A 13,921-nucleotide genomic window follows, 5' to 3' on the forward strand; every position below is an offset into this window, starting at 1 on the left:
AACTACTCTAATATATAAAATATCTTATAATATTCTACGTGCCTCAACAAAGGCATTGTCCCAGTATCTTTCTGATAGTTTAGAGATAATAACACCAGCGTTTGTAGTTGAATGAATAAATTCAATTTCACCATTTTCAGATGTAACTACTAACCCAACATGGCTAATATCGTTTCTTCTGTTAATGGTTCTGAAAAAAAGCAAATCGCCTTCTTGAGTGTTTTTTAAGGAGATTTTTTCGCCTTGTTTTGCCATATCTCTTGAAATCCTTGGTAAAATAATATCGAAGGCTCTGAATGATTCAAAAACCAATCCAGAACAATCCATTCCGTCTCTAGTAGCACCACCAAATTTGTATTTTACTCCACTAAATTGTTTTGCGTAGTCTATAATATCAAATGCTTTTGAGTTGTTGGAGTGATTTTCGTTAGCTTCCGTTTTTATGTTTGAATTTTTAGGTTCAGCATGAGTGGCGTCACTCATTGTCCGTTTGGGTATAATGGTTTTAGAAGACGTTCCTTTTTTTACTACAATGCCTTTTGAAGATTTGCAACTGGTAAAACAAATCGTTATTATAAGTAATATGGTTGTTGTGTTTTTTAAAAACATCATGAAGTGCTAATAGATTTATAAATTAATTTGGCCGTTTTTTCGCTGGCTCCTTTACCGCCAAGAGCTTTTTCCAATTCGTAATAATTGATAAAGATTTTGGAACGCTCTTTTTCATCTAAAATTATTTTGAGTTCTTTTTTTAATCGTTTTTTATTGAAATTATTTTGAATAAGTTCTGTAACAACTTCTTTGTCCATAATTAAATTAACCAACGAAATAAACTTCAAAGTTACAATACGTTTTGCAATTTGGTATGAGATGGCACTTCCTTTATAGCAAACCACTTGCGGTATTTTAAATAAGGCAGTTTCTAAAGTGGCGGTTCCCGAGGTTACTAAGGCAGCATACGAAATACTCAATAAATCGTACGTTTTGTTTGAAATAAATTTTACGTTATTTGATTTTATAAAAGGCTCGTAAAAACTGTAATCTTGACTAGGCGCACCTGCAATTACAAACTGATAATTGGGAAAATCATCAACCAAACTAAGCATTACAGAAAGCATGTTCTTTATTTCTTGTTTTCGGCTACCGGGCAGCAAGGCAATAATGGGTTTGTCGGTTAGTCCGTTTTCTTCCCTAAATTTATATAGGCCAACTTGCGTTCTGTTGGCAATAGCATCAATTAATGGATGTCCAACAAATGTTACTTTGTAATCGTATTTTTTATAAAAAGCTTCAACAAAAGGCAATATCACATACATAGCATCAATATCGCGTTTTATGGCCTTTACCCTAGCAGCTCTTGATGCCCAAACTTGTGGTGAGATATAATAATTAGTTGTAAAACCTGCTTGTTTTGCCCATTTCGCTATGCGTAAATTAAATCCTGAATTGTCAATAAAAATAATAACATCGGGTTGAAAGGCTTGAATGTCGTTTTTACATAATGAAATATCTTTAAAAATTGCAGATAGGTTCATGATTACTTCTGCAAAACCCATAAAAGCCCGCTCTTTGTAATGTTTTACTAAAGTGCCGCCAATAGCTTGCATGAGGTCTCCTCCCCAAAACCTAAAATTAGCATGTACATCTTCATTTAGTAATGCTTTCATTAGGTTCGAGCCATGTAAATCACCAGATGCTTCTCCAGCTATAATGTAGTATTTCATTTTTTATTGTTAGTTCGGGCGCAGTCGAGACTTATTTTTAAAACGCACTAAAAAACCTCTCGCAAGCTGCGCTTTTATCCTCAAATAAAATATATTTTTATTTCCGATAATGCTCGAGGAGACAAGTAATAATTAAAACAACTTAAATACAAAGGTAAAAATAGCTATAAAAATGGTTATTAATAAAACCCCACGCGCACGATAATCTTGTCGCTTTCTAATAAAAACAAAAAAGGCAACTAAATTTAAAACAGCACCTAAACTAATAAGCTTGCCTAAAAAACCTTCGCTAGCAGCTGCTTTTGTTACGGTTATAAAGTCATCACCTTGTCCTAAAAGTGTGGCGATTGCAAATAAGCCAATGCCATTTGCAACTAAGCCGATAAGCATGCCTATAAAAATATCTTTTTTAATCATTTTAAATTCCAAGTATTTAAAGTTTGAATGTAATGATGTGCCGTTAAATCAAACTGAATAGGCACAACAGAGACATAGCCATTTTCCAAAGCCCACTCGTCTGTGTCTTCACCACCATCTAAATTAACAAATTTTCCTGTAAGCCAATAATAATCGCGTCCTTGTGGTGTTTTACGTTTGTCGAATTCTTCCACCCAATTTGCTTTGGCTTGCCTGCAAATTTTTATGCCTTTAATCTGTTCTTTTGAAATGTTTGGAATGTTAACATTTAGTACAATGCCATTAGGTATTCCTTGTCTTAGAACATTTTCTGCAATGGTTTTAACAAAGTCTTTAGTAGCTTCAAAATTAGCGCTCCAAGTATAATCTAATAGTGAAAAGCCGACAGCAGGAATTCCTTCAATACCCGCTTCAATTGCGGCACTCATCGTGCCAGAATATATCACGTTTATAGATGAATTAGAACCATGGTTGATTCCCGACACACAAATATCTGGTTTTCTAGAAAGTTTTTCTCTAATGGCCAATTTCACACAATCGGCAGGGGTACCCGAGCAACTGTATTCTGTTTGTGGGCCATCGTCAATAAAAACCTGTTCAACATACAGTGTTGAATCTAATGTAATGGCGTGCCCCATGCCGCTTTGTGGACTATCGGGTGCCACCACTACTACATCACCAATGGTATTCATTATAGTAATTAAAGTTCTAATACCCGGTGCGTTTATGCCATCGTCGTTAGTAACTAATATAAGTGGTTTTTTTGTCATTTCTTACTAAAAAAAGTATCGCTAAAATACATAAATTCCTAAGGAAATGGGTTATTTATTCAGTTTAACAAAAAATTAGTAGCGATTGCCAGTATTGGCATGGTTTTTTCTTTATTTTAGTAAAAAAATGAAGGGCATTGTTTGAGCCATTGAATATTAACCGAATGAGAACAATTATGAAAAGGAATTATAAAGTACTATTATTATCATTATTGCTAGCCTTTGCATCGTGCAGTTTTACAACCAAAAAATTCAGCAATCCAGATAAAGATAAATTGCTAATTCAGGTAATTACATTTGTATTAGAACAAGGACATTTTGATCCGATTGTTTTAGATGATACGTTTTCGGCAGAATTATTTAAAGATTATTTAGAAATAATAGATCCAGTGAAACGCTATTTCTATGAATCTGATTATAAGGATTTTGAAAAATATAAATTAACAATAGACGACCAGCTTAAAGCAACCGATATCACCTTTTTTAATGTGGTGCACGAACGTATGCTAAAACGTATTGAAGAAGCTAAAGAGATTTATAAAGAAGTGCTATCGGAGCCTTTTGATTATTCAACGGATGAAACTTTCAATACCGATTACGAGAATAGTGGCTTTGTAAAAAACAGAAAAGAACTAAAAGAACGTTGGAGACTACAACTTAAGTTTTCTACACTTTCAAACTACGATGATTTGTTAGCACAAGAAGAGTTGGCTAAAAAAAATGACCCTTCATATGTTATGAAAACCGATAAAGAGATTGAAAAGGAAGCCCGTGAATCTACTTTAAAATCGATTAATGTGTATTTCAATGATAATATTGATGATTTAGAACGTGAAGATTGGTTTGCTATTTATGTAAACACCATTGTAGAAGAGTTCGACCCACATACGTATTATTTAGCACCAAGAAATAAGGAAGATTTCGACCAGCGTATGTCTGGTAAGTTAGAAGGTATTGGAGCTAGACTACAAAAAAGAATGGACTATATAAAAATTGTGGAATTAATTTCAGGAGGCCCTGCTTGGAGAAGTAAAGAATTAGAAGTTGAAGATGTTATTTTAAAAGTAAAACAAGAAGACGAAGCATTTCCAGTAAATATTGTTGGGATGCGTATTAATGATGCCATAAAATACATTAAAGGACCAAAAGGCACCAAAGTAACATTGACAATTAAAAAGGTTGACGGTACTATTAGAGATGTGGTTATAACCAGAGATGTGGTCGAATTAGAGGAAACTTACGCTAAATCATCGGTTGTTAAAAAGGATAATATGACTTTTGGAATAATTGATTTGCCGTCGTTTTATGTTGATTTTCAAGACTATAAAAATATAAATGCAGCTAAAGATGTTAAAGCGGAAATTGAGCGTTTAAAAGCAGATGGTATCCAAGGTTTAATATTAGATTTGCGAAATAATGGAGGAGGGTCTTTGCCAACAGTAGTAGATATGGCAGGTTTGTTTATTAAAGAGGGACCTATCGTACAAGTACGTTCTACAGGTGAAGCTAAAGAAGTGTTACGGGATAAAGATAAATCAATCTCTTGGGATGGCCCATTGGTTGTTTTGGTAAACGAAATATCGGCTTCTGCTTCCGAAATTATGGCTGCTGCCATGCAAGATTATAAGCGTGCCATAATTATTGGTGGCAAGCAAACCTATGGAAAAGGTACAGTACAAAATGTTATCAATCTTAACAATATGCTTAGAAATAATACCAGTGGCGATTTAGGAGCCTTGGCATTAACCACCCAAAAGTATTATAGAATTAATGGTGGATCTGTACAGTTAGAAGGTGTTAAAAGTGACGTGAATGTACCGGGGCGTTTTAGTTTTATTGAAGTTGGTGAAAAAGACAAAGAAAACCCGTTACCGTGGGATGAAATTGATGCAGCGGACTATACGCCATGGGAAAACTATTTTGATTATGATGCAACCATTAAGAAAAGTAAAGTGCGCATGAACCAAAACCAACAGTTAAAACTTATTGAAGATAATGCTAAATGGGTAAAAAGTAAAATTGATGAAACGATTGTGTCATTAAATTATAAAAAATATAAAGCAGGGTTGGAGTTGAATGAAGAGGAAGCAAAACGATTTGATGCCTTAACTAATTATAAAACCAATTTAACCTTCGATTCTACAAAATACGAAAAATCGCTTTTTAATAATGATACCACCGATTTAAAGGAAAAACGTACCCGTTGGCACGAAAGTTTAAGTCATGATATATATATTGAAGAGGCTATCAACGTTTTGGAAGATTTAAAAACAGCGTATCCTATTAAAAAAGTAGCATCTACAACAAAAAGTTAAGTGCTGTATGAGTCATAAATCAAACTCATTAAAACAATTGGCGCTCCAAAAGTTTAAAAGGAACTTTTGGGGCGTTTTTAGTTTTTGTTTTGTAATGCTTGTTGGGTTAATTTCGGTGTTTGCTTATGTTTTTGCACCCGACAGTTCGCAACATGCGAATCAAATGCATTTGGCTATTCATTCCAAAAGGCCGGGGTTTCAAGTAAGTATGCTTACTATGCCATCGCAGTTAGAAACCAATCAAAGTAGTTTTGATAAATTGTTTTTTGGGAAGAAAAATGCCGATACAGAGATTCCTATTTCTGAATATAAAGTTGAAGGCAACACATTAACCTATAAAGAATACGCATCCGATGGGTTGGAAGGTGTTGAAAAATCAATACAAATAACTGAGTTCCCAAATAATTCAGTTGAAACTTTTGTTAAAGAAAAAACATTTCTTTTTGGTACCGATAAATATGGTCGTGATTTGTTGAGTCGTGTTTTAGTAGGTGCCAGAATATCATTTTTTATTGGATTTGTGGCGGTTTTTATATCCTTGATTATTGGTGTATTTATGGGTAGTGTTGCTGGGTATTTTGGAGGTAAAGTAGATGCCATAATTATGTGGGTTATAAACGTAACGTGGTCTATTCCAACTTTATTATTGGTAATTGCCATTACTTTGGCTTTAGGTAAAGGTTTCTGGCAAGTATTTATTGCAGTGGGGCTTACCATGTGGGTTGAGGTAGCGAGAGTAGTTCGTGGGCAAATAATAAGCGCCAAAGAAATGCAATACGTAACAGCGGCACGTGCTTTGGGGTATAACGATTTTAGAATAATTACCAAACATATTTTGCCCAATATTATGGCGCCTGTTATTGTAATTTCGGCCGCTAATTTTGCTGCGGCTATTTTAATTGAAAGCGGACTTAGTTTCTTGGGGATTGGTGCACAGCCACCTATGGCAAGTTGGGGCGCTATGATAAAAGACCACTACAATTACATCATTCTTGGAAAATCTTATTTAGCCATCATACCGGGACTTTGCATTATGAGTTTAGTAATGGCTTTTATGCTTATTGGTAATGCGTTGCGAGATGCCTTGGATGTGAAGGGGTAGTGTGTTTTGTTATTAGCTAACATTATGAGATATTAAAAAATAAATATTAACTTTGGAGAACTAGGTTAGTGCTTTTCATAGGGCCTGTGTTACCTTTAGTTTTTATTTATTTTTAAACAGAAAAGGCTATCAATGTCAGACAGCCTTTCCAATAATTTATTTGTCAAGTTGCTATTAGTTTCCAGCGCTTAAAGAATAACTTCCATCTCCATTGAATGAAGTAATCGTAATAGTAACAGTCCAATTTCCAGGTTCTCCAGATTGAGTAACTCCGTCAATACTGTCAGGTTCAGTTCCTCCGTTCAGAGTTTTGTCAAGTACTACAGTTCCTTCAGAATCAGTAACTACAATATTAAATGTTCCAGTTGCGGTAGCAGTTATGTCAGCATTATAGTCAGCCGTTGCCAAATTGTTAGTCCAATTAATTGTTCGGGACGCATTTCCACCGTTCCCAGTAAAATCACCACCAATATCTCCAGATGGACCTTCGTTAACAGTTATATTCGCAGTTGGTCCATCGTCATCTGAACAAGATGAAAATGTTCCAATAAATATTACCATTGCAGTAAAAATTGTAAGTAGTTTAAAATTTGAGGTTTTCATTTTTGTTAATTTTTGTTATTGATTTTTTTTTTTTAAACAAAATCATTAGAGGATGAAAATTTTAAATTGAATCCAATTGCATATTGTCATTTAACTCATCAATATAATTTAAAACCTCATCTTTTCCAGTTTCGTTGCTCGATGATGTAATAAAGTAATTGGGCATAGTTTCCCAAGTTTCTAAAAGCACGTTTTTGTAGGCTTCAACATCTCTTAAAATGGCATTGGGTTTTAGTTTGTCAGCTTTCGTGAAAATAATAGAAAATGGGATGCCGTTTTCGCCCAACCATTGCATAAACTCTAAGTCGATGGGTTGTGGGTCGTGTCTAATGTCAACTAAAACAAAAGCGGTTACGAGCTGCTCCCTCAAACCAAAATATTGTGTAATAAATTTTTGAAACGTTTTTTTGGCGTTTTTAGAAACACGTGCATAACCGTAACCCGGTAAATCTACCAGGTGCCAATTTTTATTAATTAAAAAATGATTGATAAGTTGTGTTTTTCCAGGTCTACCTGATGTTTTTGCTAAGCTTTTTCGGCTGGTTAGCATGTTTATAAGCGACGATTTACCTACGTTACTTCTGCCTATAAATGCGTATTCGGGCAGTAATCCTTTGGGACATTTAGTCACATCGGAATTGCTCATTACAAATTCAGCCGATTTTATGTGCATCTACTTAGGTTTATGTTTTTTAGATATATTAGATTCTTAGAGCCGTTAGGATTTTAGAATTTAATTAAAGATTTCTTTTTTGTAACCAAGTGTCAAGAATTTGGTTAAACTCGTCTGGGTGTTCCATCATAGCGGCATGCCCACATTTGTCAATCCAAAACAGTTCAGAATCGGGTAAAAGGCTGTCAAATTCTACAGCAACCTCTGGAGGTGTTACATTGTCATTTCTTCCCCAAATAATACAGGTGGGAAGGTTCATTTTTGGTAAATCTTTCGCCATATTATGCCGAATGGCACTTTTAGCAATGGCCAATGTTTTTATAAGCTTGTTGCGGTCGTTTACGGTTTCGTAAACTTCATCTACAATAGCTTTAGTAGCAACAGACGGGTCGTAAAAAACATCTTGTGCTTTCTTTTTGATAACTTCATAATCACTACGTTTGGTATAGCCGCCACCCATGGCACTTTCATAAAGACCAGAACTACCAGTTATAATTAATGCTTTTATTTTGGTGGGGTATTGTTTTGTATGATATAAACCAATGTGACCGCCTAACGAATTTCCTAATAAAATAACTTCATCGTAACCCTTGAATTCTATAAAATCGTATAAGTATTTGGCGAAACTTTTTACGTTGGTTTTTAGTAAAGACATGGTGTAAATTGGCAGCTCGGGAATGATAACTTTATACCCTTTTTGGCTAAAGTATTTAATTACCGAATCAAAATTACTTAAACCGCCCATTAGTCCGTGTAATACTATAATTGGGGTGCCTTCACCAGCTTCAATGTAGCTGTAATTTTTTTCTTTTTTTAAACGATGCGTCATTAATCAGTTGTCATTGCTTTAAAAACAAATATAGTTATTTCATTCATATTTCAATCATTTTATTGATTTTCAAAAATAATATTTCAAAATGAAGATGTTAACAATTGCTGTGTTGTTAAAAAGTGATGTTTAACCTATTGATACTAAGTGGTAGTGGGTATAGTTGCTGTTTAAAAGCATTAATAAATTGTGTTTAGTCGAAAAATTATTAACAAAGTGGTATAAAGTGGTAAAAAGTGGTAAAATTTTCAATATATTTGAAACTTAAACGCAAAAAAGCTCACAAAGCACATTGGACTTATTAACAGGAACATACGATTGTAAAGTGGATGCTAAAGGTAGGTTGATGATGCCTTCTCCGCTAAAAAAGCAACTGTCTTCGGTTTTACCAGATGGGTTTGTGTTGCGTCGTTCGGTGTTTCAAAAGTGTTTGGAGTTGTATCCCATGAGCGAATGGCAAGTACTTATGCAGAAAATGAATAAGCTGAACAGGTTCAATAAAAAGAACAATGATTTTATTCGTCGGTTTACAGCGGGTGTTAAAATGGTTGAGGTAGATGTGAACGGGCGCTTATTGATTCCTAAAGATTTAACGGTGTTTGCTAATATTTCAAAGGATATCGTGGTGGCTTCTGCCATTAACATTATTGAAATTTGGGATAAAGATTTATATGAACAAGCCATTGACGATGCGGCAATAGATTTTGCAGATTTAGCTGAAGAAGTCATGGGGCAAGATGAAGAAGGTCATGGAATATCATAACCCCGTATTGTTAAAAGAAACCGTTGATGGGTTGAATATTAAACCGGACGGGGTGTATGTAGATGTTACGTTTGGTGGTGGTGGGCACAGTAAAGAAATATTGAAACGACTTGGAGAAAAAGGAAAACTGTTTGCTTTCGATCAAGATCAGGACGCTCTTGAAAATGCGATTGACGATTCTAGGTTTACGTTTATAAATGAAAACTTTCGTTATATAAAACGTTTTTTAAGGTTTTATGGTGTGAAGAAAGTAGATGGGGTTTTGGCAGATTTTGGCGTGTCGTCCCATCAATTTGATGTGGCGGAACGTGGTTTTTCAACGCGTTTTGAGGCTGATTTAGATATGCGGATGAATCAACAAAATACACTATCTGCTTTTCAGGTTGTAAACAAATATGAAGAAGAGCAGTTGAGGCAGGTGTTTTTGCAATATGGTGAATTGCGAGCAGCTCCTGCCATGGCAAGATTAATTGTGGAACAACGTGAGGTGCAGCCCATAGTTACGAGCGAAGAATTGAAGGCTGTGTTGAAAAAGTTTTTGCCACCACGACATGAAAACAAAGTGTTGGCTCAAATTTATCAGGCCATACGTATTGAAGTGAATCAGGAAATTGAAGCTTTAAAAGAATTTTTAGAGCAAACGCCAGAGATTTTAAATGAAGGTGGTCGATTGAGTTTGATATCGTATCACTCCCTAGAAGATAGATTGGTAAAACGTTTTATTAGAAACGGCATGTTTGAAGGGGAGCCAGAACGCGATATGTATGGGAATTTTGAAGTGCCACTTAAAAAAGTAAATGGTTTAACAGTGCCTTCAAAAGAAGAAATAAAAATAAACAGTAGGGCAAGAAGTGCAAAGCTTAGAATTGCCGAAAAAATATAATTAGAAGTGACTAATCGGAGTTGAAGCCGAAGTTTAACTATGAAAACAAACATCTATAAAATATTAAAAGGCACTTTTTTGGTAAGTGATGACTCTTTTAAAAATTGGAGGTTTATCATATTTATTTCGGCTTTAGCTATAATAATGATTGCGAGTTCGCACAGTGCAGATAAAAAAGTTTATGAAATAGCACGATTAAAGAATGAGGTAAGCGAAATGCGTTCGGCCTTTATAGATGGGCGTTCCAAACTAATGAAATTAAAAATGGAATCGAATGTGATGGATGTTATGAAAGAAAAAGACATAGCGCCATCGGTAATTCCGCCAAAAAAGATAAAAGTAAAATCTCAAAAATAAGGCAAAAACTTAGTGATAAACGAGAAAAGCATATTAAACCGATTGTATTTTGTAGCAGGATGTATGTTCGTCTTTGGGCTTGCCGTAGTGTTTAAATTGGTTAGTGTTCAATTCTTTCAAGGCGATAAATATAGAGCTTTGGCTAGCGAACGTGTTATAAAAAATGTTGTGATTCCTGCTAATAGGGGTAATGTGTATTCTGTAAAAGGAAATTTGTTGGCTACATCCATTCCTAAATATGATATAAGGTTAGATGCAATAACGTCAAGTTCAAAAACTTTTGAAAAAAATGTAAGGCCTTTAAGCGATTCGCTTTCAAAATACTCAGGTAAACCATCTAGTTATTATCAGAATGAGATTAGAAAAGCGCGAGCCAATAAAAACAGGTACTATTTAATTGCTAGAAATGTAGGCTATTCTGATTATATCCGGTTACGCAATTTTCCATTATTGCAATTAGGTGCTTTTAAAGGCGGGCTAATTGTAGAGCAAACCACAAAGCGTGAGCATCCTATGGGGGGTATTGCTCAGCGAACCATTGGTTATGAACGTATTGATGAAAATGGCAATGTAACAAGACCAGGTATTGACGGTGCTTTTGGGGTGAAATATTTAAGAGGTGTAGATGGGCAACGAAAAAAACAACAAATTGGCAAAGGGCAATGGAAACCCTTGAACGATGCCAATGAAATTGATCCTAAAAACGGCTATGATGTTTATACAACCATTGATGTGAATATTCAAGATATTGCACACCACGCACTTTTGGAGCAATTGGAAAAATACAAAGCAGACCATGGCTGTGTGATAGTAATGGAAACTAAAACAGGTGAAGTTCGTGCCATTTCAAACTTAGGAAGAAACAATGATGGCTATTATTACGAGCGTTTAAATTATGCAGTTGGAGAATCGCACGAATCTGGTTCTACATTTAAATTAATGGCTTTGACGGCAGGTATTGAAGACAAAGTTATTGATACCAGCGATGTGGTTGATACCGAAAATGGCGTTATAAAATTCTACGGAAAATCGGTTCGAGATTCGCATCATGGTGGTTATGGTAAAATTACGGTATCTAAAGCGTTTGAAGTATCGTCAAATACAGCTATTGTAAAGGCCATTGATAAAGCCTACGGAAAAACACCTAGCAAATTTGTAGATAGGTTGTATGCTATGAATCTTAACAAAGGTTTAGATCTTCCCATTATCGGTGAGCCAAAACCTGTTATTCCAGATCCAAGAATAAAAAATGGACGTTGGAGTGGTATTGCTTTACAGTGGATGGCTTATGGTTATGGCGTATCGTTTACTCCGCTTCAAACACTAACGTTTTATAATGCTATTGCTAATGATGGCGAAATGGTAAGGCCTCAATTTTTAAGAGAGGTAAAAGAGTTTGACGATGTGGTAGTGCCATTTAAAAAGGAAGTGATAAATAAGCAAATTTGTTCAAAAGAAACGGTTTTAAAAGTAAAACAATTACTTAAAAATGTAGTTGACAAAAGACACGGAACAGGGCACAGGTTGTATTCTGAAAACTTCTCTATGGCAGGAAAAACAGGTACCTGTCAAAAAGATTATGCCAACAAAGATAAGTTGAGTTATATCTCATCGTTTGCGGGTTATTTTCCTGCTGAAAATCCAAAATATTCATGTATTGTGGTAGTTCATGAACCCGATAAAAGTGTTGGGTATTATGGTGCCGATGTATCGGGTCCTGTATTCAAAAAAATAGCTCAAAAAATATTTACCGATACACCCATTACAGACGAGGTAAAATCATTAAATGTTAGGGTAGCTTCGGTAGAAACAGAATATGAAAATTTTTATAAAACCGCGCAAACATACAAAACTATTATGCCAAATGTGGTTGGTTTGCCTGCTATGGATGCTTTGGCGCTATTGGAAAATATGCAGGTGAAAGTTAAAGTAAAATTAGAAGGAAATGGTATTGTTAAAAAACAATCCATCGAACAAAATATAAAGCTAAAGAACAATCAAGTCGTCATTTTATCCGCTTCATGATAACATTAAAGGACATATTGTATAAGGTCACTATTAACGCTGTAGCAGGTTCTACTGGTGTTGGTGTAACTGCTATAGATTTCGACTCTAGGAACATTAAGAGTGGTTATGTGTTTGTTGCTATTAAAGGAAGTGTTTCAGATGGTCATAAGTTTATCGATTTAGCTATAAAACAAGGGGCGGTTGCTGTGGTTTGTGAAGTCTTGCCTGAAAAATTAAGTGATGGAGTTACCTATGTTGAGGTAGATAATACCAGTAAAGCTTTGGCAATAATGGCTTCAAATTATTATGAAAACCCATCAGAGAATTTAAAGTTGGTTGGTATTACAGGAACCAACGGAAAAACTACAGTTGCCAGTTTGCTGTATCAATTATTCAAAAAAGCAGGGTATAAAGTAGGTTTATTGTCTACTGTGAAAATTATGGTTGATACTAAAGAATATAAGGCAACCCATACCACACCCGATTCTTTAGCTATTAATAAGTATTTGAAATTGATGAACGCAGAAGGCGTTGAGTTTTGCTTTATGGAAGTGAGTTCTCATGGTATTCACCAATCTAGAACAGAAGGTTTGCGTTTTGAAGGTGGTATTTTTACCAATTTAACACACGATCATTTAGATTATCACAACACATTTGCCGAATATCGTGATGTAAAAAAATCATTTTTTGATGCCCTTCCAGAAAAAGCATTCGCGCTAGTAAATATAGACGATAAGAATGGTTTGGTTATGTTGCAGAATACCAAAGCACGAAAATACAACTATGCTTTAAAAAGCTATGCAGATTATAAATCTCAAATTTTAGAAAACCAATTTGGTGGTTTATTGTTGAAGATAAATGATGCCGAAGTATGGACGCGACTTGTAGGGAATTTCAATGCTTACAATATTTTGGCAATCTATGCTACTGCGGAATTGTTAGGTCTTGAAAAGGTAGAGATTCTGCGTTTAATAAGCGAATTGGAAAGTGTAAGCGGAAGGTTTCAGTATGTTATTTCAAATAAAAAAATTACCGCTATTGTTGATTATGCACATACGCCTGATGCTCTTCAAAATGTCTTAGAAACTATTAACAGTATCCGTACTAAAAACGAAGAGTTAATAACAGTTGTAGGTTGTGGGGGCGATAGAGATAAAACCAAACGGCCTAAAATGGGACATATAGCAACGGCTTTAAGTACCAAAGTGATTTTTACTAGTGATAACCCACGAAGTGAAGAGCCGGAAGCAATTTTAAAAGATATTGAAAAAGGGGTAGAGCCTCAAAACTATAAAAAAACAATAACTATTATTGATAGACTTCAGGCTATAAAAACAGCCTGCCAAATGGCGCAGCCAAATGATATTATTTTGATTGCAGGAAAAGGGCACGAGACTTATCAAGAAATAAAAGGCGAACGTTTTGATTTTGATGATTTTAAAATAGTACAAGATTTTTTAAACCAATTAAGTAAATAA

14 protein-coding genes are annotated in these 13,921 nt (G+C 34.9%); 7 read left to right on the top strand and 7 right to left on the bottom strand.

Annotation, left to right across the window (positions count from 1 at the left end; translation table 11 throughout):
• Positions 1 to 24 precede the first annotated feature (24 nt).
• The 4 genes from VP395_RS14905 to surE form a co-directional block, all read right to left on the bottom strand.
• Complete coding sequence (locus VP395_RS14905) at positions 25 to 612, bottom strand: C40 family peptidase (RefSeq protein ID WP_346242826.1); 588 nt, start codon at positions 610 to 612, stop codon at positions 25 to 27.
• On the bottom strand, positions 609 to 1,724 hold the full coding sequence (lpxB, locus tag VP395_RS14910) for a lipid-A-disaccharide synthase (protein WP_346242827.1): 1,116 nt from the start codon (positions 1,722 to 1,724) through the stop codon (positions 609 to 611). Before lpxB ends, VP395_RS14905 begins: the two co-directional genes overlap by 4 nt.
• Before the next feature lie 132 nt (positions 1,725 to 1,856).
• Complete coding sequence (locus tag VP395_RS14915; RefSeq protein WP_346242828.1) at positions 1,857 to 2,141, bottom strand: hypothetical protein; 285 nt, start codon at positions 2,139 to 2,141, stop codon at positions 1,857 to 1,859.
• Positions 2,138 to 2,911: a 5'/3'-nucleotidase SurE gene (gene surE / locus VP395_RS14920; protein ID WP_346242829.1), complete on the bottom strand. Its 774-nt coding sequence runs from the start codon at positions 2,909 to 2,911 to the stop codon at positions 2,138 to 2,140. The genes VP395_RS14915 and surE overlap by 4 nt, the downstream gene beginning before the upstream one ends.
• Before the next feature lie 176 nt (positions 2,912 to 3,087).
• Here surE and VP395_RS14925 point away from each other — a divergent pair, with 176 nt between their 5' ends.
• Both VP395_RS14925 and VP395_RS14930 read left to right on the top strand, forming a co-directional pair.
• The gene (locus VP395_RS14925; RefSeq protein WP_346242883.1) at positions 3,088 to 5,226 is read left to right on the top strand and encodes a carboxy terminal-processing peptidase; all 2,139 of its coding nucleotides are present in this window, start codon (positions 3,088 to 3,090) and stop codon (positions 5,224 to 5,226) included.
• A 7-nt stretch (positions 5,227 to 5,233) separates the two neighbouring features.
• Positions 5,234 to 6,328, top strand: coding sequence for an ABC transporter permease (locus VP395_RS14930; protein WP_346242830.1), 1,095 nt, complete (start codon positions 5,234 to 5,236; stop codon positions 6,326 to 6,328).
• A 174-nt stretch (positions 6,329 to 6,502) separates the two neighbouring features.
• Here the strand turns inward: VP395_RS14930 and VP395_RS14935 are convergent, their stop codons facing one another.
• The 3 genes from VP395_RS14935 to VP395_RS14945 all read right to left on the bottom strand — a co-directional run bounded on the left by VP395_RS14935 (position 6,503) and on the right by VP395_RS14945 (position 8,433).
• On the bottom strand, positions 6,503 to 6,931 hold the full coding sequence (locus VP395_RS14935; RefSeq protein ID WP_346242831.1) for a hypothetical protein: 429 nt from the start codon (positions 6,929 to 6,931) through the stop codon (positions 6,503 to 6,505).
• A gap of 61 nt (positions 6,932 to 6,992) precedes the next feature.
• Positions 6,993 to 7,604 (bottom strand): ribosome biogenesis GTP-binding protein YihA/YsxC, encoded by a 612-nt coding sequence (gene yihA, locus VP395_RS14940; RefSeq protein WP_346242832.1) that lies wholly within the window; start codon positions 7,602 to 7,604, stop codon positions 6,993 to 6,995.
• A 64-nt stretch (positions 7,605 to 7,668) separates the two neighbouring features.
• The gene (locus VP395_RS14945; RefSeq protein WP_346242833.1) at positions 7,669 to 8,433 is read right to left on the bottom strand and encodes an alpha/beta fold hydrolase; all 765 of its coding nucleotides are present in this window, start codon (positions 8,431 to 8,433) and stop codon (positions 7,669 to 7,671) included.
• A 292-nt stretch (positions 8,434 to 8,725) separates the two neighbouring features.
• On the opposite strand from VP395_RS14945, the gene mraZ reads away from it, so the two are divergent.
• The 5 genes from mraZ to VP395_RS14970 all read left to right on the top strand — a co-directional run bounded on the left by mraZ (position 8,726) and on the right by VP395_RS14970 (position 13,921).
• Complete coding sequence (mraZ, locus tag VP395_RS14950) at positions 8,726 to 9,196, top strand: division/cell wall cluster transcriptional repressor MraZ (RefSeq protein WP_346242834.1); 471 nt, start codon at positions 8,726 to 8,728, stop codon at positions 9,194 to 9,196.
• Positions 9,171 to 10,079, top strand: coding sequence for a 16S rRNA (cytosine(1402)-N(4))-methyltransferase RsmH (gene rsmH / locus VP395_RS14955; protein ID WP_346242835.1), 909 nt, complete (start codon positions 9,171 to 9,173; stop codon positions 10,077 to 10,079). Before mraZ ends, rsmH begins: the two co-directional genes overlap by 26 nt.
• A 39-nt stretch (positions 10,080 to 10,118) precedes the next feature.
• Positions 10,119 to 10,436, top strand: coding sequence for an FtsL-like putative cell division protein (locus VP395_RS14960; RefSeq protein ID WP_346242836.1), 318 nt, complete (start codon positions 10,119 to 10,121; stop codon positions 10,434 to 10,436).
• 63 nt (positions 10,437 to 10,499) lie between these two features.
• Positions 10,500 to 12,461 (top strand): penicillin-binding protein, encoded by a 1,962-nt coding sequence (locus VP395_RS14965; RefSeq protein ID WP_346242884.1) that lies wholly within the window; start codon positions 10,500 to 10,502, stop codon positions 12,459 to 12,461.
• Complete coding sequence (locus VP395_RS14970; protein ID WP_346242837.1) at positions 12,458 to 13,921, top strand: UDP-N-acetylmuramoyl-L-alanyl-D-glutamate--2,6-diaminopimelate ligase; 1,464 nt, start codon at positions 12,458 to 12,460, stop codon at positions 13,919 to 13,921. The genes VP395_RS14965 and VP395_RS14970 overlap by 4 nt, the downstream gene beginning before the upstream one ends.

It is taken from the genome of Mariniflexile soesokkakense, from assembly GCF_039650365.1.
In the GTDB taxonomy this organism is placed as follows: domain Bacteria; phylum Bacteroidota; class Bacteroidia; order Flavobacteriales; family Flavobacteriaceae; genus Mariniflexile; species Mariniflexile soesokkakense.

What these genes read in the sequence shown, in the direction of transcription:
- VP395_RS14965 (WP_346242884.1), top strand. Translation starts at nt 10,500, where the DNA reads ATGTTCGTCTTTGGGCTTGCCGTAGTGTTTAAATTGGTTAGTGTTCAA.
- VP395_RS14905 (WP_346242826.1), bottom strand. Translation starts at nt 612, where the DNA reads ATGATGTTTTTAAAAAACACAACAACCATATTACTTATAATAACGATT.
- surE (WP_346242829.1), bottom strand. Translation starts at nt 2,911, where the DNA reads ATGACAAAAAAACCACTTATATTAGTTACTAACGACGATGGCATAAAC.
- VP395_RS14970 (WP_346242837.1), top strand. Translation starts at nt 12,458, where the DNA reads ATGATAACATTAAAGGACATATTGTATAAGGTCACTATTAACGCTGTA.
- yihA (WP_346242832.1), bottom strand. Translation starts at nt 7,604, where the DNA reads ATGCACATAAAATCGGCTGAATTTGTAATGAGCAATTCCGATGTGACT.
- VP395_RS14960 (WP_346242836.1), top strand. Translation starts at nt 10,119, where the DNA reads ATGAAAACAAACATCTATAAAATATTAAAAGGCACTTTTTTGGTAAGT.
- VP395_RS14945 (WP_346242833.1), bottom strand. Translation starts at nt 8,433, where the DNA reads ATGACGCATCGTTTAAAAAAAGAAAAAAATTACAGCTACATTGAAGCT.
- VP395_RS14935 (WP_346242831.1), bottom strand. Translation starts at nt 6,931, where the DNA reads ATGAAAACCTCAAATTTTAAACTACTTACAATTTTTACTGCAATGGTA.
- lpxB (WP_346242827.1), bottom strand. Translation starts at nt 1,724, where the DNA reads ATGAAATACTACATTATAGCTGGAGAAGCATCTGGTGATTTACATGGC.
- VP395_RS14915 (WP_346242828.1), bottom strand. Translation starts at nt 2,141, where the DNA reads ATGATTAAAAAAGATATTTTTATAGGCATGCTTATCGGCTTAGTTGCA.
- VP395_RS14925 (WP_346242883.1), top strand. Translation starts at nt 3,088, where the DNA reads ATGAAAAGGAATTATAAAGTACTATTATTATCATTATTGCTAGCCTTT.
- VP395_RS14930 (WP_346242830.1), top strand. Translation starts at nt 5,234, where the DNA reads ATGAGTCATAAATCAAACTCATTAAAACAATTGGCGCTCCAAAAGTTT.
- rsmH (WP_346242835.1), top strand. Translation starts at nt 9,171, where the DNA reads ATGAAGAAGGTCATGGAATATCATAACCCCGTATTGTTAAAAGAAACC.